Origin of the sequence: Rhizobium sp. NFR03 (genome assembly GCF_900111275.1) — a bacterium.
Lineage (GTDB): Bacteria > Pseudomonadota > Alphaproteobacteria > Rhizobiales > Rhizobiaceae > Ferranicluibacter.
In genome coordinates this window covers 349,291-368,252 of sequence record NZ_FOGR01000005.1, presented here as the reverse complement: position 1 = coordinate 368,252, position 18,962 = coordinate 349,291, and the positions used below count along the sequence as shown (strand labels likewise).

Below are 18,962 nucleotides of genomic sequence, written 5' to 3'. Positions count from 1 at the left end.
CCACATTGTCACCTGCCTGCGAATATGGGAAACCAGCGCTCCAAGTCCACATGTCACGTGCACATGCCCGCGAGCAACGTTCAGATCGACAAGAGCCCCATGACAGACAGCCCTCGCCCGGATCGGCCGACCATCATCGTCACGGGATGCTCTTCCGGCATCGGCGCCTACGCGGCCAGAGCTCTTACCCGGGAAGGCTGGCGCGTCTTCGCCACCGTCCGCCGGGAGGAAGACCGGGAAAGCCTTGAAGCCGAAGGCATCGAGACGTTCCTTATGGACTACACCCGCACGGAGACGATCGCGTCGCTGGTCGAGGCAGTGCTCGCCCTCACCGGCGGGCGGCTGGATGCGCTGTTCAACAACGGCGCATACGGGCAGGCCGGTGCGGTGGAGGATCTTCCGACGGAAGCGCTTCGCCAGCAGCTCGAAACCAATGTCATCGGCTGGCACGACCTCACCCGCCGCGTCATTCCCGTCATGCGGGCGCAGGGCCGCGGTCGCATCGTGCAGTGCTCTTCTATCCTCGGCATCGTGCCCTACAGGTGGCGCGGCGCCTATAATGCCTCGAAGTTCGCCATCGAGGGCCTTTCTCTGACCCTGCGCATGGAGCTTGCCGGCACCGGCATCGAGGTCAGCCTCATCGAGCCCGGCCCCATCGAGTCGCGCTTTACCGCCACTGCGGTAACGCATATCCGCCGTCACATCGATCTCGAAGGCTCGGTTCATCGCGAGGAATATGCCCGGCAGATGCGCCGGCTGACCGGCGAAAGCGGTCCGTCCCGTGGCAAGCTCGGCCCGGAAGCGGTCTATGCCGTTCTTGTGAAGGCTTTGACGGCAAAACGCCCGCGACCGCACTATATTGTGACTCAACCGGCCAAACAGGGCGCGCGGTTGAAAAAACTGCTTCCGGCGGACCTGTTCTATCGCATTATCGGACGCCTCGGCTGAGCGGCCGGCTCCTCTCTGGTGGGACGGCAAGCGGCCGTCAGAAAGACTGCGCATGAGTTCCTTCCTTACCGGCCTGACCCTGCTCGTGATGGGCCTTGTCGTCATCGTGCTGATCCGTGGCCTGATCACCATGGCCAAGGGCGGCAGCGGCAATGCCTCCAACAAGCTGATGCAGGCCCGCGTCCTGCTGCAGGCCGTCGCCATCGGCCTGATCATGCTGACACTCTGGATCACCGGCGGAGGACGCTGACATGGTCAAGCTCAACAAGATCTACACCCGCACCGGCGACGACGGCACGACAGGCCTTGCCGCCGGCCCACGACGCCTCAAGAACGACCTGAGGATCGAGTGCTACGGCACGATCGACGAGGCGAATGCGGCTATCGGCATGGCGCGCCTGACGACGTCGAGCGAACCTGAGGTAGACGAGATGCTGAAGCGCATCCAGAACGATCTTTTCGATCTCGGCGCGGATCTCTCGACGCCGGATACGGGCGAGACCCTGCCCTACGAGCCGCTGCGCATCGTTGCCGGGCAGGTCGCGCGTCTGGAAAGCGAGATCGACCGTCTGAATGCCGATCTGGAGCCGTTGCGCTCCTTCGTGCTGAACGGCGGCACCCCGGCCGCAGCTCACCTGCACCTCGCCCGCACCATCGCGCGCCGAGCAGAGCGCTCCATGGTCGCCCTCTCCCACACCGATGGCGAAACGGTCAGCCCGGCGGCGCTCGAATATGTCAATCGGCTCTCAGACTTCCTCTTCGTTGCGGCCCGCTGGCTTAACGACCGGGGTCGCGGCGACGTGCTTTGGGTGCCCGGGCTCACACGGTGAGACCCGGCCTTACAAGGTAAGGCCCGGGCTCACACGGTAAGGCCCGGTATCAGCTTGAGGCCGTCGGTGCGGCAGGAGACACCATGTTCATACCGCTTCACGATCGCAACAAGCTGAAGCATATCCGCCTGCAGGTCGTGACGATCGGGCTGATCGTGGCGAACGTGCTGGTCTTCTTCCTCACAGGCCCGCTCTTCGTGGAAGCCTCGACTGTCAATGCCGATCTCCTGTCCTTCGGCTATATCCCGGCGCTGATCTTCGGGGATGCGACGCTTGCGCCCGGCATCTCGGTCGTGCCTGAAGCCGCGACCCATATAACCTATGCTTTCCTGCATGCCGACATCTACCACCTCGGCACCAACATGCTGTTCCTCTGGGTGTTTGGCGACAATGTCGAGGACGCACTGGGCCACGTGCGATTTCTGATCTTCTATCTTGCCTGCGCGGCAGCCGGTGCTCTGGTGCACGGCCTCGTGGTACCTTTTTCGCAGGCTCCGCTGATCGGCGCATCCGGCGCCGTTTCCGGCGTGGTCGCTGCCTATTTCCTGCTGCACCCGAAAGTCCGCGTCTGGGTGCTCGTCCTCTTCCGTATTCCCCTGCCATTGCCGGCCTTCATTCCGCTGGCACTGTGGATTGCCCAGCAGTTCTACATGCTGGCGGTCGATCCCTCGGCCGACGTCTCCTGGGGCGCGCATGTCGGCGGCATCATCGCCGGCCTTCTCCTGGTCCTTGTCATGCGCCGAAAGGGCGTTCCCCTGTTCGACCGGGTCGTCGTCGTGCCGAAGGCCGTGCGCCTCGTGGAGGACGCCCCAGGCGCGATCCCGCCGGTGCAAGATGGAACAGGTCCATGGGGCAAACGACCATGAGAGAAGGCAGGCAACATCTCTCCGAGAATCGTCGCGAGAACTATTGACGTGCACGTAAAGGTCAGTAATTTACGCATCGGGAGCGGGAGCACGTTCAGGCAAGATTGTAATTGTGGGAAAAACGCGTATCGATGTCGCCAATCGACTGACGGGGCGGCGCGGGAATATGCGATCCCATGATTCAGATGCCTGAAAAGCTTGCGGCTTCAGGATCGGTGTCGAGAGGCGCCACCCGGAAACCATACGTGCTGGTGCTGATCCACGTCGCCCGGTATCAGCGCGTCAGATTCTCGCCGGGACGTTTGGCCCGGCTTCACTGCTGAGATGAACTGCCGAGATTCGATGAAGGAAGGCTCCATGAAAATTCTTGTCACCGTGAAGCGCGTCGTTGACTACAACGTCAAGATCCGCGTCAAGCCGGACGGTTCCGGCGTCGAGCTTGCCAACGTGAAGATGTCGATGAACCCCTTCGACGAAATCTCCGTGGAAGAAGCGCTCCGGCTGAAGGAAGCGGGCAAGGCGAGCGAGGTGGTCGTGGTCTCGATCGGCCCGGCCAAGGCCGAGGAAACCTTGCGCACCGCCCTTGCCATGGGCGCGGACCGCGCCATCCTCGTCGAGACGGACGCTGCCGTCGAGCCGCTGGCCGTCGCCAAAATCCTCAAGGGCGTCGTCGAAGCCGAGCAGCCCTCGCTCGTCATCGTCGGCAAGCAGGCCATCGACGATGATTCGAACCAGACGGGCCAGATGCTGTCGGCATTGCTCGGCTGGAGCCAGGGCACCTTCGCATCCAAGGTCGAACTCGGCGCCGACAAGGCAACCGTGACCCGCGAAGTGGATGGCGGCCTGCAGACGATCGACATCAAGCTTCCCGCCGTCGTCACGACGGACCTGCGCCTCAACGAGCCGCGCTACGCCTCGCTGCCCAACATCATGAAGGCGAAGAAGAAGCCGCTCGACAAGAAGACGCCTGCCGATTTCGGCGTAGACACCGCTCCGCGCCTGACCGTGCTGAAGACCGAGGAGCCCGCCGGTCGCAAGGCCGGCATCAAGGTCGGCTCGGTCGCCGAGCTTGTCGACAAGCTGAAGAACGAAGCCGGCGTGCTCTAGGCGCCTCGGACGAAGCTCCACCGCCGGCCTCGGGGCCGCGCGGCCGCTCCACCCAGACGCCCTTGCACGTGACGTGCTGCCGGATGCCCGTCGAGACAGACAGGCAAGAGACCGCAGCCAAGACAGATTGAGACTTTGAGGAGAACATACGACATGGCCATTCTTCTTCTGGCGGATCATGACGGTCAGACCGTTTCCGATGCGACCGCCCGCACCATCAGTGCCGCAACCAGCATCGGCGGTGACATCCATATTCTGGTCGCCGGTGCCGGCGCAGATGCCGCCGCAGCAAGCGCTGCAGCTCTCGGCGGCGTATCCAAGGTCCTGCTCGCCAATGACGCGGGCCTTGCCAACAACCTTGCCGAACCGCTGGCCGCCCTGCTCGTGTCGCTTGCCGGCAGCTACGACGTGCTGATCTCGCCGGCCACTTCCGTCGGCAAGAACGTCATGCCCCGCGTCGCTGCATTGCTCGATGTCGCCCAGATCTCGGAAATCACCGAAGTCATCTCGGCCGACACGTTCAAACGGCCGATCTATGCCGGAAACGCCATCCAGACGGTGCAGTCGAGCGATGCCAAGAAGGTCATCACCGTGCGCACCTCAACGTTTGCGCCGGCCGCCGCCGGCGGTTCGGCACCGGTCGAGCCCGTATCCGCGGCAGCCGATCCGGGCCTGTCAACCTTCGTCAACGACGCTCTTTCCTCGTCTGACCGTCCGGAACTGACGTCGGCGAAGATCATCGTTTCCGGCGGCCGCGCGCTCGGCTCCTCGGAAAAGTTTCAGGAAGTCATTCTGCCGCTCGCCGACAAGCTGGGTGCCGCCGTCGGCGCATCGCGCGCCGCCGTCGATGCCGGATACGCGCCGAACGACTGGCAGGTCGGCCAGACCGGCAAGGTCGTCGCCCCGCAACTCTACATCGCCTGCGGTATTTCCGGCGCCATCCAGCACCTTGCCGGCATGAAGGACTCGAAGGTCATCGTCGCCATCAACAAGGACGAGGACGCCCCGATCTTCCAGGTTGCCGATTACGGCCTCGTCGGAGACATCTTCACGATATTGCCGGAACTCGAAAAGGCGCTGTGAGCCGCACACACTGAGAATTGAACGGCCGCATTCCCCGATGCGGCCGTTTTACATTCGAAGACATGCGGAGAACGACGGAAAGCACTGGCAAAAACCCCTGTCAGCCGGTATCACTTTCAGACAGGCCTCTACTGCATCATTCATCGATTTCAGGATGAAACGATGCAGCAGGTATAAAGCGCTGTAGCGGCCCTGAACGTCGGCTGCGATGGGGGAACAACGGCTTGATGATCAAGAATGTCGGAATTGTCGGTGCGGGACAGATGGGCTGCGGCATTGCGCAGGTCGCTGCGATGGCGGGCTACAAGGTGCACCTCTACGACATCGCGCCCGACCGCATCGAGGCTGGCCTTGCCACGATCAACGGCAACATGGCTCGCCAGGTTTCCTCCGGAAAGTTGACCGAGGATGAGCGCAAGAAGGCGCTGACGCTGATCAAGGGCTCCTCGGACCTGACCGATCTCTCGCCGGCCGATCTCGTGATCGAGGCTGCCACCGAAGACGAAAGCGTCAAGCGCAAGATCTACGTCGCCGTCTGTCCTGTCCTCAAGCCGGACGCCATTCTGGCCACGAACACATCGTCCCTCTCCATCACGCGTCTTGCCTCCGCAACCGACCGGCCGGAGCGCTTCATGGGAATCCACTTCATGAACCCGGTTCCGGTCATGAAGCTCGTGGAACTGGTGCGCGGCATTGCGACCGAGGAAGGCACGTTCGCCTCGGCCCGCCAGTTTGTCACCGCCCTCGACAAGACCATCACGGTTGCAGAGGATTTCCCCGCCTTCATCGTCAACCGCATCCTTCTTCCGATGATCAACGAGGCGATCTATACGCTGTACGAAGGCGTCGGCACTGTTGATGCCATCGACACCGCCATGAAGCTCGGCGCGAACCACCCCATGGGGCCGCTGCAACTCGCCGACTTCATCGGCCTCGACACTTGCCTGTCGATCATGCAGGTCCTGCATGACGGCCTTGCCGACAGCAAATACCGCCCCTGCCCGCTTCTGGTGAAATATGTCGAAGCCGGCTGGCTCGGCCGCAAGTCGGGCCGTGGGTTCTACGACTATCGCGGAGAAACCCCGGTTCCCACACGTTAGAAGGCTCCTCGCCGGTTTCTTGGCCAGCTGCCTCGGGCCGCTGCCTTAGGCCGGCTGTCTCAGGAGCCGGCGTTCCCCGTCGATGCGGCGCGCACCAGCGCGCGGCCTTCTTCGCCGTCCCAGGCCGCAGGCCCGTTCATGGCGGAGAGCAGGCAACCCTTGTCATCCAGCAGCACCGTCACCGGCAGACCGAAAGCCAGGCCTTCCTTCTTCAGGGCACTGAAGACGCTCATCGAGGCATCGCGATAGGGTTTCAGCGCTTTCACACCCGTTTCTGACAAAAATGCTCTCGGTTTCTCGTCGCTGCCGGTGTCGATATTGACGGCGACGACCTCGAAGCGGTCGTTCCCCTCGGCCGTCTCCAGCCTGTCGAGCGCCGGCATCTCCTCGCGGCAGGGCACGCACCACGTGGCCCAGAGGTTGAGCAGCACCGTGCGGCCCTTGAAATCGGCAAGCGTCAGATCCTTGCCCGCCCCGTCCTTGAAGGTCAGTCCCTCCAGAAGCCGCGGCCGGTCGGCGGGCGCCATGGCGGCGACCTGCCCCTTCATCAGCGGCGTCAGCCCCGCAATCTTGTCGGACGCCGCAGCACATTGCCCCGCATCCCCCAGCGAAGCCCGTTGCAGAGCATTGCCAGACCCGCTTTGCCTGACGTATACCGCAGCCGCACCGGCGATGAGGCCCAGAAGGGCCGCAAGCGCCACGAGCCGCAGGGCGGAGCGGGGTTTTCCCGGGTCTGTCATGTCGGTTTTCAAGACTTGTACCTTTTTAAGGAACGGATATCTGCGATGGCTGACGGCGCTTCCGAGACGAAAACCTCCAACCAGATGTGGGGCGGTCGTTTCGCGTCCGGGCCCGATGCCATCATGGAGGAGATAAACGCCTCCATCGGCTTCGACAAGAAGCTCTATGCACAGGATATTCGCGGCTCGAAGGTTCACGCCGAGATGCTGGCCCATCAGGGCATCATTTCCGTTGCCGATAAAGACGCCATTCTCGGTGGTCTCGATACGATCCTGTCGGAGATCGAAGCCGGCACTTTCGAATTTTCCCGCCGCCTCGAAGACATCCATATGAATGTCGAATCACGGCTGGCAACGCTGATCGGCTCTGCTGCCGGCCGGTTGCACACTGCACGCTCGCGCAACGATCAGGTTGCGCTCGACTTCCGCCTCTGGGTCAAGGAAGAGCTGCAAAAGGTCGAGACCGCGCTGTCACGCCTGATCGCCGCCTTCCTCGATCGCGCCGAAGAACATGCCGATACGGTCATGCCGGGCTTCACCCATCTGCAAACCGCCCAGCCGGTCACTTTCGGCCATCACTGCATGGCCTATGTCGAGATGTTCGGCCGCGACCGTGCCCGCGTGCGGCACGCCATCGAGCACATGGACGAAAGCCCGATCGGTGCGGCCGCACTCGCCGGCACCGGTTTTCCGATCGACCGGCACATGACGGCGAAGGCGCTCGGGTTCTCCGGCCCGACACGCAATTCCATCGACACCGTGTCCGACCGCGATTTCGCGCTGGAGTTCCTGTCGATCGCGGCGATTTCCGCAACGCACCTGTCGCGCCTTGCCGAAGAGATCGTGATCTGGTCGACGCCGCAATTCGGCTTTGTCCGCCTGTCGGATGCCTTTTCCACCGGCTCGTCCATCATGCCGCAGAAGAAGAACCCGGATGCCGCCGAGCTGGTGCGCGCCAAGACCGGCCGCATCAACGGCTCGCTGATCGCGCTTCTCACCATCATGAAGGGCCTGCCGCTCGCCTATTCCAAGGACATGCAGGAAGACAAGGAACAGGTCTTCGACAGCGCGGAGAGCCTCGAACTCGGCCTTGCCGCGATGACCGGCATGGTCCGCGACATGACCATCAACACCGACCGGATGAAAAAGGCAGCAGGCTCCGGCTTCTCCACCGCGACCGACCTTGCCGACTGGCTGGTCCGCGAAGCCGGCCTGCCCTTCCGCGATGCGCACCACGTCACCGGCCGTGCCGTGGCGCTGGCCGAAAGCAAGGGCTGCGACCTTGGCGAACTGAGCCTCGAAGACCTCAAGGCCATCCACGAGGCGATCACCGACAAGGTCTTTGACGTCCTCACCGTTGAGGCCTCCGTCGCCAGCCGCACCTCGTTTGGCGGCACGGCTCCTGCCGAAGTCCGCCGGCAGATCGCCTGGTGGCGCGCGCGCAACTGAGGCAACCCGTCTCAAGACGACATCGATCTCCGGGTAAACCCATCATTTTCCCCGGGCGATCCATCAGAATTTCGAACGTGCGCGGTCCTGGAAAAACAGTTAAGAGAAACCGCCCGCCTTCGCAAAGGACCCGCGACGATGACATTCCGGACTGCCGCCCTGACGGCGCTGCTTCTGACGGCAACGGTGCTGACGGCCTCCGGCTGCGGCCGCAAGGGAGACCTCGAGCGTCCGAGCGTCGCCCGCGCACAGGCTGCCAAAGAAGCAGGGAACACGACCCGCGCGCCATCCGCCGTCCAGTCCGGGCTCGTACGCCCGGCGAGCGGCGCAGCCCCGGCCAGTTCCGCCGTAACCGGCAATGCGTCTGCCCAGACAACGGCCGTCACGCAGATGAACGTCGTTCCCGGATCGGACAACGCGGCTGCCCGCAGTGGCCGCACCGGTAACGAGACCGACGTTCCCGAGCGCCCCTTCCTCCTCGATCCGCTGCTCTGACAGCTCCTCCAAGGCCCATCCCGTGAATCATTTCGAATATCGCGACGGCGTTCTGCATGCGGAAGACGTGCCGGTCACCGACATCGCCCGCGCTGTCGGCACGCCTTTCTATTGCTATTCCACTGCGACGCTGGAGCGGCACTACGCCGTCTTCGCGAAAGCATTCGAAGGTGTCGACGCACTCGTCTGCTATGCGATGAAGGCCAATTCCAACCAGGCCGTCCTGAAGACGCTCGGCCGCCTCGGCGCCGGTATCGACGTCGTCTCCGGCGGCGAACTCACCCGCGCGCTGGCGGCGGGCATTCCGGCCGAGCGCATCATGTTCTCCGGCGTCGGCAAGACCGCCGGCGAAATAGATCTGGCGCTCGCGGCCGGCATCTACTGCTTCAACGTCGAGTCCGAGCCGGAGCTTGAAGTTCTCAACGCCCGCGCCGTGCGTCTGAACCGTCAGGCGCACGTCTCCTTCCGCATCAATCCGGATGTGGATGCCAAGACCCACGCGAAGATCTCGACCGGCAAGAAGGAAAATAAGTTCGGCATCGGCTTCGAGCGCGCACGTGCCGTCTACGCCCATGCAGCGACGCTTCCCGGCATCAAGGTCACCGGCATCGACATGCATATCGGTAGCCAGATTACCGACCTTCAGCCGTTCGAGGACGCCTTCAAGGTGCTGCGCGATCTGGTGGAAACGCTGCGGGCCGATGGCCACGTCATCGACCATGTCGATGTCGGCGGCGGCCTCGGCGTGCCCTACAAGGAAGACAACAATCCTCCGCCCCTGCCGGATGCCTATGCGGCGATCGTCAAGGACCAGCTCGCCGGCCTCGGCTGCCGCATCGTCATGGAGCCCGGCCGCCTGATCGTCGGCAATGCCGGCATTCTGGTCACCGAAACGATCTATGTGAAGGATGGCGGGTCGAAGACCTTCGTCATCGTCGATGCCGCGATGAACGACCTTATTCGCCCGACGCTCTATGAGGCCTATCACGAGATCCGTCCGGTGCGCATCTCCGCCGCCAACGCCCCGCGCATCACAGCGGATGTGGTCGGCCCGGTCTGCGAAACCGGCGACTATCTGGCGCTCGACCGGGAGATGGCGATGCCGCGTCCGGGCGATCTTTTCGCCGTCAGCACGGCCGGCGCCTATGGCGCCGTGCAGGCGGGCACCTACAATTCACGGCTGCTGGTGCCGGAGGTTCTCGTCAAGGGCAACCGCTTCCACGTGGTGCGCCCCCGCACCACCATCGAAGACCTGATCGGCCTCGACAGCCTTCCCGATTGGCTTTCGGAAGACTGAGCGACACCCGCAAGCAAGGGGTGCACGTTCACGATTGCGTTCTCGCCCTCGTCTTCGCCACAAACAATGGTATCCTTGACCTGCAAACGGGCCCTCGCCGCGCGGGAATCGCGTGACGAGAGGCTCTGACCCATAAGCAGGACGGTACGGATGGCAGAATTCCGGCGGCAGACGAATTCGGGTGGCGAAGATCCCGTGTCGGGGATGGCGCGCGCACTGGCCCGCAAGCGCGGCTTTGCGCGGTTCGTCATTATCGCCGAGCGCTTGGCGCCTCGTGCCTTGCCGCCGCTGGCCGTTGCCTTCGTGTTCCTGTCTGCAGCCTGGTTCGGTCTCTTCCGCGCCGTACCGCCGCTGGTGCATGCCGCCCTGCTTCTGACCTTCGTGCTCGCCTTCATCGCGGCTCTGGTGCCGGTCTTCCGCGTCCGCCTGCCGGATACGCACGAGGCGGACCGGCTGCTCGAAGAACGCAACGACCTGCCGCATCAGGCCATCGGCGTTCAGGACGACAAGCCGGCAACCGGCGGCGCCTTCGGGCAGGCGCTCTGGCTCGAACACCAGAGCCGCATGGCCCGCATGATCGGCGCGCTCGAAACCGGCCTGCCCCGGCCCGATATCGCACGCCATGACGGACTGGGCCTGCGCGCTCTGCCTGTCCTCCTCGTCGCCGTCGCCTTCGCCTATTCCTATTCCAACCGCGCCGGGCTCGTTTCCGATGCCTTCCGCATTCCCGAAAACATCGTGGCGCCACCGGATGTGCGCATTGACGCCTGGGTCACGCCGCCAGCCTATACCGGCCGCGCGCCGGTCTTCCTCACCGGCCGGCAGGATCAGCCCGCGACAGGTGCAGAGCCTGAGAGCGCCGAGGCCAGCGTGTTCCGCATTCCGCAGTTCAGTGATGTCACCGTGCGCGTTACCAGCGCGGGAACGGCCACCGATACGGCCGTAACCTTCCTCGACAAGGGCGCAACCGCGGCAACGTCGATCCCGGCGCAACAGCCGGAGAAGGCGCCGGCAACGGGGCAGGAAACGGCGGACGGCAATGCGGAACCGGCCCCGCAAGAAGCCGCCAAAGCGCCGATCGACAACAGCACCCATCTCTACAAGATCACCCGCGACGGCACGCTGACGGTCGGCAGGGAGACCTGGCAGTTCGCCGTGATCCCCGATGCCGTGCCGGACATCGCCTTCGATGGCACACCACGGGCCACGGTCAACGCCGCGCTTGAGATCCCCTTCATCGCAAAGGACGACTACGGCCTCAGCGAAGCTTTTGCAGAAATCGTGCCGGCCGAAGCACAGCCGGCAGAAGCGACGCCGCTCTATCCTGCGCCAGAGTACCGGCTCGACCTTCCCCGCCGGAACGCCAAGGATGCCAAGGCCACGGCGAGCCGAAATCTGTCGGAGCATCCGCTGGCCGGCAAGCGCGTGCGCATCACGCTGGTGGCACGCGATGCCGCCGGACAGGAGGGCCGTAGCGCGTCGCAGGACATGATCCTGCCCGCCCGCCGCTTCACCCAGCCGCTCGCTGGCGCTGTGGCGGAAGAGCGCCAGGTGATGGCGCTGAACAGCAAGGACCTCCCCCGCGCGATCGAGCTTAACGACGCACTGAACATCCGCCCGGAAGACAACATTCCCAACCTCACCCACTTCCTCCTGCTCCAGTCCGCCAAGGGCCGCATGGAGCTTGCGCGGGACGAGGAGACGATGCGCGGCACTGCCGACTATCTGTGGGAAGTCGCGCTCGGCATCGAGGACGGCAATCTGTCGCTTGCCGAACGCAATCTGCGCGAAGCACAGCAGAAGCTGTCGGACGCGCTTGAGCGCAACGCCTCCGACGAGGAGATCGCCAAGGCGATGCAGGAACTGCGCGAGGCGATGAAGGAATTCATGCAGGCGCTTGCCGAGCAGGCGATGAAGAACCCGCAAATGGCGGCGCGCCCGAACATGGAGAACATGCTGAGCAGCAAGGATCTGGACAAGATGATGGACCAGATCGAGAACCTCGCCAAATCGGGCTCCAAGGACCAGGCTCGCCAGATGCTGTCGGAAATGCAGCGGATGATGAACAATCTCCAGGCTGGCCGCTCGCCGCAGGATATGCAGCAGGGCCAGGACAACAGCGAGATGCGCCAGCAGATGGACAAGCTCGGCCAGCTGATGCAGGAGCAGCAGCGGCTGATGGAACAGACGTTCAAGCACGATCAGGCCCTGCGCAACCGCATGCAGATGGGCGATCCGATGATGGACGAAAACCTTTTCGACCAGCAGCCGGGCGATCCGAGCCAGCAGCAAGAGGGCGAGCAGCAGGATCGGCAACAGCAGGGCGGCGACCCGACCGAACAGATGACCGAGGAACAGCTGCGTCAGGCCCTGAAGGATCTGCAAGGCCAGCAACAGGCTCTGGAGAAACAGCTCGGCGAACTGCAAAAGGGCCTTGAGGGCATGGGTATCAAGCCCGGCCAGGGTTTTGGACAGGCAGGTCGGGAGATGAAGGGCGCGGCGGGACAGCTGGGCGAAGGTCAGGGCGAACAGGCCGTGGGCAGTCAGGGCCGTGCGCTGCAGGCCCTGCGCGAGGGCGCGCAGGACATGATGAACCAGATGAGCCAGGGTCAGGGCCAGGGGCAAGGCCCCGGACAGGGCATCCCGCAATACGGCCAGAACGGCCGCGATCCTCTGGGTCGCCGTCAGCAGAACCCCGGCCCGGATTTCGGTGATCAGGTAAAGGTGCCCGACGAGATCGACACCCAGCGCGCGCGCGAAATCCTCGACGAAATCCGCCGTCGGCTCGGCAACAACGTCTCGCCGGACGTAGAACGGCAGTATCTGGAGCGATTGCTGGATATTCGGTGAGGCGTTTGGGGCTGGGTCAGCCCCTCATCCGGCTGCCGCCACCTTCTCCCCGCCAGCGGGGCGAAGGGCGATGCGGCACTCACGCGCTCTAAAAGCGGAACCTGGAGATGATCAGACGGTCACCACAAGTCCCTTCTCCCCGCGCGCGGGGAGAAGGTGGCGGCAGCCGGATGAGGGGCCGCCGCAACCTCAAATTCGAACAGCCTCAAGCCGCCAGAGCCCCCGCAACCGCCTTGCGAATATCCGGCAGGCTGAAGGGTTTCGCCACGACATCGATGATTTTGTCGGCAAGGTCGTCGGCACGTTCGCGCTGTTCGGCATAGCCGGTCATCAGCAGGATCTTCAGCCCGGGAAAGGCCGCAGCGGCTTCGTGTGCAAGGGCGATGCCGTCCATGACCGGCATTCGGATGTCGGAGAGCAGGAGGTCGAACGGGGCGCCGTGCAGAAACTCAAGGCCCTCGGCGCCATCGCCGGCCTGCACGACGTCATGCCCGTCCATCTGCAATGCGCGCGCAACGAAGCGGCGCAGCGAGTCCTCGTCCTCTGTGATCAGGATCTTTGCCATCATGGCCTCCTACGGTTCGGAACCCCACAAAGCGCAGAGTTTCCTTTGAAAACCGTAAAGAGGATACGCTTCGAAGCAGATAAGCTCTTTCAGATCTTGTCGGCGTCTCCGGTCACCACACCCACGAAGGGCAGCTCGCGGAAGGCGTAGGCGACGTCCATGCCGTATCCGACGACGAAATAGTCGGGGCATTCGAAACCGACGAAATCCGCCTCGAAATCGACTTCTCGCTTCACCTTCTTGTCGAGGAGAACAGCGATCGACACGGATTTCGCGCCGCGCTCCAGCATCAGGTCGCGGGCGAAGCGGAGCGTCCGGCCGGACTCCAGAATATCGTCGATCAGCAGCACATCCCGGCCACGCGGATCGCTGTCGATGTCCTTGATGATCTTGACGCCACGCGACACGGTGCCGGTGCCATAGCTCGACAGGGTGATGAACTCCACTTCGGGCGCAAGTCCCGCATGATGCATGGCGCGGATCAGGTCGGCTGCAAAAATGAACGAGCCCTTGAGCACCGAAATGACCAGCAGATCGTCATTCCGGCCCTTGACGATTTCGGCGGCCATCTGCGTGTTGCGCGTCGCAATCACCTCAGGCGAAAACAGCGTCTCGATCATCTTTCCGCGAACGACGGGCATGGCAATGGCTCCAGGCGACGGGACGCCGTCCGGCGTCCTTCAAGGCTTGGCGTTAGCACAGTCAGCGCGGCGAAGCACCCGCCGGGCCGAAGGAAATTTGCACGATGGGCGCCGAGCCACCTTCATGTGGCAGCCGTGCGGAGAAGGCGCGACGTTCGCCCGGCGCAAGGGTGCGACTGCCCGCGACCTGTCCCTCGGCCGTCATGCGTCGGCTCGCTGCTGCGACATCGACCCGGATAGCCGGAATCTCGCGCGATGCAGACGTCGGATTGACCACGGTGCCGTAGATGGCGACGACTTTCAGCCCGGAGGCATCCTGAAGCTCGGTCCGCACATCGCCGAAACCAAGCGCTGGAGCGGCCTGCGGCGCTGTCGGTGCAAGCGTGATGGCCAGCCCGAAGGCAGCAGCACACAGCCCGAGCGTCAGGCCCGCGAAGACGCGCGGCGAGATCCGATGCAACTGTCGCTCGACACGCTGAAGCAAGCCGGAACCGGCCCTTACAGGATAGACGGAGCTTTGTGAACGCGGCGCAGCGCGTGGCGCCGGAGCGCGGGGAAGCGGCACCACCTCGAACACGGCATCCACAGCATCGGCGCGCCGGAGCGCGCGTGGTGCGGGGCGCGACCGGCGCGTTGGTTCCGGTGGCAGAAGATCGACCTTACGCGAAGCGCTCGAAAAGCCGGCCATGCATCGTCCTCCACCCTATGCTCGCCCGAAGACGAGGGAATTCCTTTCCGAAAGGTAAAGGCGAAGGGTTAACAGAATGGAAACGAGCTCTCATCAACGCCCTTTCGCGAGGTCTTGATGCCTCCATGGCCCTCAAAGCGACGTTTTTGCATGTGACGTTAAAGGGAAAATTAACCAGTGTTTAACCATGCTGGCCGGAGCGCGCCCGCACCCTGGCGGTAGAGCGCCCATCTCAGAGGCTGGAAGTTGATTCATTTCGAAAACGTCGGATTGCGCTACGGCATGGGACCGGAAATTCTCCGCGACCTGACCTTCGACATTCCACGCAAGTCCTTCCAGTTCCTCACCGGCCCCTCTGGCGCCGGCAAGACGACGCTGTTGCGCCTTCTGTTCCTGTCGCTGCAGCCTACACGCGGCCTGATTCGCATGTTCGACCGCAACATCGCCTCCATACCGCGCGACGAACTGCCCATGCTGCGCCGCCGCGTCGGCATCGTCTTCCAGGATTTCCGCCTGCTCGATCACCTTACGACCTATGAGAACGTCGCGTTGCCGCTGCGCGTCCGGGGCAAGGACGAATCGTCCTATCGCTCCGACGTGCTGGAGCTTCTCGGATGGGTCGGCCTGGGCGAGCGCATCAACGTCCTGCCGCCGGTCCTTTCGGGCGGCGAAAAACAGCGCGCCGCCATCGCCCGCGCCCTGATCGACCGGCCCGAGATCCTGCTTGCCGACGAGCCCACCGGCAACGTCGATCCGCCGATGGCCCGCCGCCTGCTCAACCTCTTCATGGAGCTGAACCGCCTCGGCACCGCCGTCGTCATCGCAACGCACGATCTTTCGCTGATGGATCAGGTGGAAGCGCGCCGCATGATCCTGTCGCAAGGGCGGCTCGACATCTATGACTGACGCCTCCCCCCGCAAGACACCGGCCCGTGTGCCGAAGGGCACCGCCCAGGCGAAAGCGCCGGAAACGGAGGGCCGCAAGGCCGCCATGCGCGTTCGCCCGATGGCGCCCATCGTTCCCCCGGTCAATGTCTCGGGCAATGCGCTGATGCTGGTCATCGCCATCATGTCCTTCCTCGCCTGCCTCACGCTTGGCGCGGTCTCCATGGTCCGGTCGACGGCCGAGAGCTGGCAGAGCGAGATCTCCCGCGAGGTGACCATCCAGATCCGGCCCGAGGAAGGGCTCGACATGGAAAAGGCGCTGCGTGATGCGCGCGACATCGCGCTGACCTTCGACGGCACCGTCAATGGCAGTATCGTCGATCGCACCGCGACCGCGCGCCTTCTGGAACCCTGGCTCGGCGAAGGCCTCGATATCGACGAACTGCCCGTGCCCCGCCTCGTCATCATCACCATAGACGAGCGCAACCCTCCCGACTTCGCTGGAATGCGCACGCGCCTGACAGGGGAAATCCCGCAGGCAACGCTCGACGATCACCGCACATGGGTGGACCGGCTTGTGGCGATGGCGCACACGACGGCGCTCATCGGCACCGGCGTGCTGACCCTCGTCTTCTCCGCCATGGTCCTCACGGTCATCTTCGCGACGCGCGGCACGCTTTCTGGCAACCGGCATATTGTCGAGGTGCTGCACTTCGTCGGCGCGGAAGCCGGCTTCGTCGCATCCGAATTCCAGAAGCATTTTCTGAAGATCAGCTTCAAGGGCGCGGGTGCGGGCGGCCTGCTGGCAGCCCTGTCGTTTGCCGCAGCCGGCTGGTGGCAGTCGCGCTCGCTCGCCACGCCTCAGAGCGATCAGGCGACGGCTCTCTTCGGCACCTTCACGATCGGTTACACGGGTTATCTTGGTATTGCCGCCATCATGCTCGTCATCGCCCTGCTGACCACGCTCACGGCGCGCTTCACAGTCATGCGCACCATCTACGAAATCGACCGCATCCGCTCCGACCCCGCACGGGCCGATCTCATCCCGAATTCGTGAGATCCCGATGCCCGCGCCCTCCCCCCGTTCCGTTTTCGCTCCCTCATCCGTTCAAGCCATCGTTAAGGCGCAAAGCTGGTCCACCGGTCGCGCAGCATCGCAACACCCGTCCCGTCGAACCGCAGATATCCGGCGCGGCGGTGGAAGAACATCATGATGGCGGACGAAACCTCCGAGGCGGAGACTTCCGGCGAAACCGAGCGCAAGCGCCTTGCGCGGCGAACGCGCCGGCATGTCAGCTTCCGGCGGCAGCTCGTCCGCCTGACCTTTTATGTCATGCTGGTGGTTGCCGGCTGCGCAACCGCAAGCCTTCTCTATTTCGCCGATCAGGTCGCCTCGCTTCAGCCACCAGCCAATCCCAAGGCCGATGCCATCGTCGTGCTGACAGGCGGTTTCCAGCGCATCGACCAGGCGGTCGATCTCCTGAAGGCCGGCGCCGGCCAGCGACTGCTGATTTCCGGCGTGCACCCCACCACCACGAGCAGCCAGATCCGCCGCAACACGCAAAGCTCCGCCGATCTCTTCCGCTGCTGCGTCGATATCGGCCACGACGCCATCGACACGATCGGTAATGCGCATGAGACGGCGAACTGGATTCGCAACAATGGCTACAAAAGCATCCTCGTCGTCACCAATAATTACCACATGCCCCGCAGCCTGCTGGAGCTGCGCCGCGCCAATCCCGGCATCGCCTTCGTGCCCTACCCGGTCGTCAATTCCGACCTGAAAAGCACGAACTGGATGGCCAACCCCATGGTGCTGAAGTCGATCCTGACCGAATATGCCAAACTCACGGTCGCCTCGCTGCGCGAACTCCTCGGCGCACCGACGGACAGCGGCCTGCGCACCGAGCGCGCGCAGACCGGACAATAGGCGCGACAGCCTCCGCAAACGAGATCCCGGTTTTCGTCACGCCGTTATTCGTGTAGGCACCCGGGACCGCACGGTTCATCCGTGCTGCCGCTCGCTCTCCGAAAGCTCTCCATGATTCGCCTTCGCTCGGTTCTCTTCAACGTCATCTTCTATGCGAACCTCATCATGCGCATGATCGTGCTGACGCCGGTCTACTTTCTCGTATCGCGCAAGACCTCATGGTTCGTGCCGAAGAACTGGGCGCGCAGCAACCATTGGCTGATGCGGGTGATCGTCGGCACGACCTTCGAGATCGAAGGGCTCGACAATATCCCGAAGGACGGCGTCTACATCCTCGCGCCCAAACACCAGTCCTTCTGGGACGTATATGCCCTGCTGCCGTGGCTGTCGGATCCCTTCTTCATCCTCAAGCGGGAGCTGATGCGCATTCCGCTCTTCGGCTGGTACGTCGCCAAGCAACGTATGGTGCCGGTGGACCGCGCGGCCCGCGGCCGGGCCATGGCCGCGGTCATGCAGCGCGCCAAGGCTGAAATCGCCACCGGCCGACAATTGATCATCTACCCCGAGGGAACGCGTCGGGCACCCGGCGCCCCGCCAGACTACAAATACGGCATCGCGCGTCTCTATCGTGACCTTCAGGTGCCCGTCGTGCCGGTCGCGATGCATCCGGGTCTCTTTTGGCCCCGCAGCACGACGCTGCGTTTCCCCGGCCACTTCAAGGTCCGTATTCTCCCGCCCATCGGCGCGGGACTGGACAGCGATACTTTCCTGAAGACACTGATTTCGGTGACGGAAACGGCAAGCGACGAACTGCTCATCGAAACCGTCCGCAACAATCCGCATCTTCCCCTGCCGGAAACCGCGCGCACTCGGCTTGCCGAACTCGGCGTGACGGTGCCGGACAAGACCTAGCGCCGGGCGCGCAGAACCTGCACGCCGCGACCAACCTCTTCCAGCCAGTGATCGCAAATGCCCATCGCCCGCAGATGTTCGAGCGTGTTCATGACATAATCGACATTCTCGCCCGAGCGCCCGCGCGCATGCGCGACGATCAGCGCAGCCTCGTCGGCCTGGAGCGCGCCGGCATATTGCAGGTGGGCCCGGTCGATGACGTAAGCGACAGCCATGACCGTTCGCCCGTCGGCGAGACGCAGCGGCAGCAGGCGTTCCTTGTAGACATGGGTTACCAGTTCGCGCTCGCGCAGATAGGCGAGGACAGCCTCGCGGTCATCCGGCGCGATGCGGAACGCCATACCAAGGCAGGAACCGCCAAGATCGAGGCCGAGCACGAGGCCGGGGCTCTCGGCGGTGCCGCGATGCACATGGGAGTGAACGCAGAGCGCCCGGCGATAACCGAAGACCCGGGCTCGGGCCTGCTCGACGAAAGCGAAGCCCGGATTCCACATCAGCGAGCCATAGCCGAACACCCAGAGGTCGTCTGAATCCGTTGCCACAAGGTCCGTCACTGAAAGGTCCATCCCATCGTCA

The 18,962-nt window shown here is 63.8% G+C and carries 20 protein-coding genes; 15 read left to right on the top strand and 5 right to left on the bottom strand.

From position 1 onward, the window contains the following. The first annotated feature begins 99 nt into the window (after window positions 1-99). The 7 genes from BSG19_RS18090 (at window position 100) to BSG19_RS18060 (ending at window position 5,934) form a co-directional block, all read left to right on the top strand. Entirely contained in the window at window positions 100-948 is an 849-nt protein-coding gene (locus BSG19_RS18090) for an SDR family oxidoreductase (RefSeq protein ID WP_092989475.1), read from the top strand. A 52-nt stretch (window positions 949-1,000) separates the two neighbouring features. After that, the gene (locus tag BSG19_RS18085) at window positions 1,001-1,198 is read left to right on the top strand and encodes a twin transmembrane helix small protein (protein WP_092935449.1); all 198 of its coding nucleotides are present in this window, start codon (window positions 1,001-1,003) and stop codon (window positions 1,196-1,198) included. Window position 1,199: 1 nt separating this feature from the next. Continuing rightward, a complete protein-coding gene (locus BSG19_RS18080) occupies window positions 1,200-1,778 on the top strand; it encodes a cob(I)yrinic acid a,c-diamide adenosyltransferase (RefSeq protein WP_092989403.1) in 579 nt (192 codons plus the stop codon). A gap of 83 nt (window positions 1,779-1,861) precedes the next feature. Beyond that, on the top strand, window positions 1,862-2,644 hold the full coding sequence (locus BSG19_RS18075) for a rhomboid family intramembrane serine protease (protein ID WP_092989402.1): 783 nt from the start codon (window positions 1,862-1,864) through the stop codon (window positions 2,642-2,644). A gap of 357 nt (window positions 2,645-3,001) precedes the next feature. Beyond that, window positions 3,002-3,751 carry an electron transfer flavoprotein subunit beta/FixA family protein gene (locus BSG19_RS18070; RefSeq protein ID WP_092989474.1) on the top strand — a complete coding sequence of 250 codons (750 nt, stop codon included), beginning with the start codon at window positions 3,002-3,004 and terminating at the stop codon, window positions 3,749-3,751. Between the two features lie 153 nt (window positions 3,752-3,904). Further along, window positions 3,905-4,834 carry an electron transfer flavoprotein subunit alpha/FixB family protein gene (locus tag BSG19_RS18065; protein ID WP_092989401.1) on the top strand — a complete coding sequence of 310 codons (930 nt, stop codon included), beginning with the start codon at window positions 3,905-3,907 and terminating at the stop codon, window positions 4,832-4,834. 227 nt (window positions 4,835-5,061) lie between these two features. Continuing rightward, entirely contained in the window at window positions 5,062-5,934 is an 873-nt protein-coding gene (locus BSG19_RS18060) for a 3-hydroxybutyryl-CoA dehydrogenase (RefSeq protein WP_092989400.1), read from the top strand. 59 nt (window positions 5,935-5,993) lie between these two features. Here BSG19_RS18060 and BSG19_RS18055 read toward each other — a convergent pair whose 3' ends face one another. Beyond that, entirely contained in the window at window positions 5,994-6,674 is a 681-nt protein-coding gene (locus BSG19_RS18055) for a thiol:disulfide interchange protein TlpA (protein WP_092989399.1), read from the bottom strand. A gap of 45 nt (window positions 6,675-6,719) precedes the next feature. Between BSG19_RS18055 and argH the strand changes: the two genes are divergently transcribed. The 4 genes from argH (at window position 6,720) to BSG19_RS18035 (ending at window position 12,765) form a co-directional block, all read left to right on the top strand. Then, a complete protein-coding gene (gene argH / locus BSG19_RS18050; protein WP_092989398.1) occupies window positions 6,720-8,123 on the top strand; it encodes an argininosuccinate lyase in 1,404 nt (467 codons plus the stop codon). Window positions 8,124-8,261: 138 nt separating this feature from the next. Further along, complete coding sequence (locus BSG19_RS18045; RefSeq protein WP_092989397.1) at window positions 8,262-8,618, top strand: LPS translocon maturation chaperone LptM; 357 nt, start codon at window positions 8,262-8,264, stop codon at window positions 8,616-8,618. A gap of 22 nt (window positions 8,619-8,640) precedes the next feature. Further along, window positions 8,641-9,915: a diaminopimelate decarboxylase gene (gene lysA, locus BSG19_RS18040; RefSeq protein ID WP_092989396.1), complete on the top strand. Its 1,275-nt coding sequence runs from the start codon at window positions 8,641-8,643 to the stop codon at window positions 9,913-9,915. Window positions 9,916-10,065: 150 nt separating this feature from the next. After that, complete coding sequence (locus tag BSG19_RS18035) at window positions 10,066-12,765, top strand: TIGR02302 family protein (protein ID WP_092989395.1); 2,700 nt, start codon at window positions 10,066-10,068, stop codon at window positions 12,763-12,765. Window positions 12,766-12,970: 205 nt separating this feature from the next. Here the strand turns inward: BSG19_RS18035 and BSG19_RS18030 are convergent, their stop codons facing one another. From BSG19_RS18030 to BSG19_RS18020, 3 genes are all read right to left on the bottom strand, one after another. Next, a complete protein-coding gene (locus BSG19_RS18030; protein ID WP_092989394.1) occupies window positions 12,971-13,330 on the bottom strand; it encodes a response regulator in 360 nt (119 codons plus the stop codon). An 89-nt stretch (window positions 13,331-13,419) separates the two neighbouring features. Continuing rightward, a complete protein-coding gene (gene hpt, locus BSG19_RS18025; RefSeq protein ID WP_092989393.1) occupies window positions 13,420-13,971 on the bottom strand; it encodes a hypoxanthine phosphoribosyltransferase in 552 nt (183 codons plus the stop codon). 61 nt (window positions 13,972-14,032) lie between these two features. Further along, window positions 14,033-14,659, bottom strand: a complete 627-nt coding sequence (locus BSG19_RS18020; RefSeq protein WP_092989392.1) for a hypothetical protein — start codon at window positions 14,657-14,659, stop codon at window positions 14,033-14,035. A 246-nt stretch (window positions 14,660-14,905) separates the two neighbouring features. Here BSG19_RS18020 and ftsE point away from each other — a divergent pair, with 246 nt between their 5' ends. From ftsE to BSG19_RS18000, 4 genes are all read left to right on the top strand, one after another. Next, on the top strand, window positions 14,906-15,565 hold the full coding sequence (ftsE, locus tag BSG19_RS18015) for a cell division ATP-binding protein FtsE (protein ID WP_062595674.1): 660 nt from the start codon (window positions 14,906-14,908) through the stop codon (window positions 15,563-15,565). Between the two features lie 85 nt (window positions 15,566-15,650). Beyond that, window positions 15,651-16,601 carry a cell division protein FtsX gene (locus BSG19_RS18010; RefSeq protein WP_092989473.1) on the top strand — a complete coding sequence of 317 codons (951 nt, stop codon included), beginning with the start codon at window positions 15,651-15,653 and terminating at the stop codon, window positions 16,599-16,601. A 153-nt stretch (window positions 16,602-16,754) separates the two neighbouring features. Then, window positions 16,755-17,474 (top strand): YdcF family protein, encoded by a 720-nt coding sequence (locus BSG19_RS18005; protein WP_092989391.1) that lies wholly within the window; start codon window positions 16,755-16,757, stop codon window positions 17,472-17,474. 111 nt (window positions 17,475-17,585) lie between these two features. After that, window positions 17,586-18,386 (top strand): lysophospholipid acyltransferase family protein, encoded by an 801-nt coding sequence (locus BSG19_RS18000; protein WP_092989390.1) that lies wholly within the window; start codon window positions 17,586-17,588, stop codon window positions 18,384-18,386. Here BSG19_RS18000 and BSG19_RS17995 read toward each other — a convergent pair. Continuing rightward, entirely contained in the window at window positions 18,383-18,928 is a 546-nt protein-coding gene (locus BSG19_RS17995) for a gamma-glutamylcyclotransferase (protein ID WP_092989472.1), read from the bottom strand. The genes BSG19_RS18000 and BSG19_RS17995 overlap by 4 nt on opposite strands. Window positions 18,929-18,962 lie beyond the last annotated feature (34 nt).

Coding starts and splice junctions, on each gene's coding strand:
- BSG19_RS18045 (WP_092989397.1), top strand. CDS start 8,262: ATGACATTCCGGACTGCCGCCCTGACGGCGCTGCTTCTGACGGCAACG.
- BSG19_RS18055 (WP_092989399.1), bottom strand. CDS start 6,674: ATGACAGACCCGGGAAAACCCCGCTCCGCCCTGCGGCTCGTGGCGCTT.
- BSG19_RS18005 (WP_092989391.1), top strand. CDS start 16,755: ATGATGGCGGACGAAACCTCCGAGGCGGAGACTTCCGGCGAAACCGAG.
- BSG19_RS18080 (WP_092989403.1), top strand. CDS start 1,200: ATGGTCAAGCTCAACAAGATCTACACCCGCACCGGCGACGACGGCACG.
- BSG19_RS18090 (WP_092989475.1), top strand. CDS start 100: ATGACAGACAGCCCTCGCCCGGATCGGCCGACCATCATCGTCACGGGA.
- BSG19_RS18000 (WP_092989390.1), top strand. CDS start 17,586: ATGATTCGCCTTCGCTCGGTTCTCTTCAACGTCATCTTCTATGCGAAC.
- hpt (WP_092989393.1), bottom strand. CDS start 13,971: ATGCCCGTCGTTCGCGGAAAGATGATCGAGACGCTGTTTTCGCCTGAG.
- BSG19_RS18010 (WP_092989473.1), top strand. CDS start 15,651: ATGCGCGTTCGCCCGATGGCGCCCATCGTTCCCCCGGTCAATGTCTCG.
- BSG19_RS18085 (WP_092935449.1), top strand. CDS start 1,001: ATGAGTTCCTTCCTTACCGGCCTGACCCTGCTCGTGATGGGCCTTGTC.
- argH (WP_092989398.1), top strand. CDS start 6,720: ATGGCTGACGGCGCTTCCGAGACGAAAACCTCCAACCAGATGTGGGGC.
- BSG19_RS18070 (WP_092989474.1), top strand. CDS start 3,002: ATGAAAATTCTTGTCACCGTGAAGCGCGTCGTTGACTACAACGTCAAG.
- BSG19_RS18030 (WP_092989394.1), bottom strand. CDS start 13,330: ATGGCAAAGATCCTGATCACAGAGGACGAGGACTCGCTGCGCCGCTTC.
- BSG19_RS18035 (WP_092989395.1), top strand. CDS start 10,066: ATGGCAGAATTCCGGCGGCAGACGAATTCGGGTGGCGAAGATCCCGTG.
- BSG19_RS18060 (WP_092989400.1), top strand. CDS start 5,062: ATGATCAAGAATGTCGGAATTGTCGGTGCGGGACAGATGGGCTGCGGC.
- BSG19_RS18075 (WP_092989402.1), top strand. CDS start 1,862: ATGTTCATACCGCTTCACGATCGCAACAAGCTGAAGCATATCCGCCTG.
- BSG19_RS18020 (WP_092989392.1), bottom strand. CDS start 14,659: ATGGCCGGCTTTTCGAGCGCTTCGCGTAAGGTCGATCTTCTGCCACCG.
- BSG19_RS18065 (WP_092989401.1), top strand. CDS start 3,905: ATGGCCATTCTTCTTCTGGCGGATCATGACGGTCAGACCGTTTCCGAT.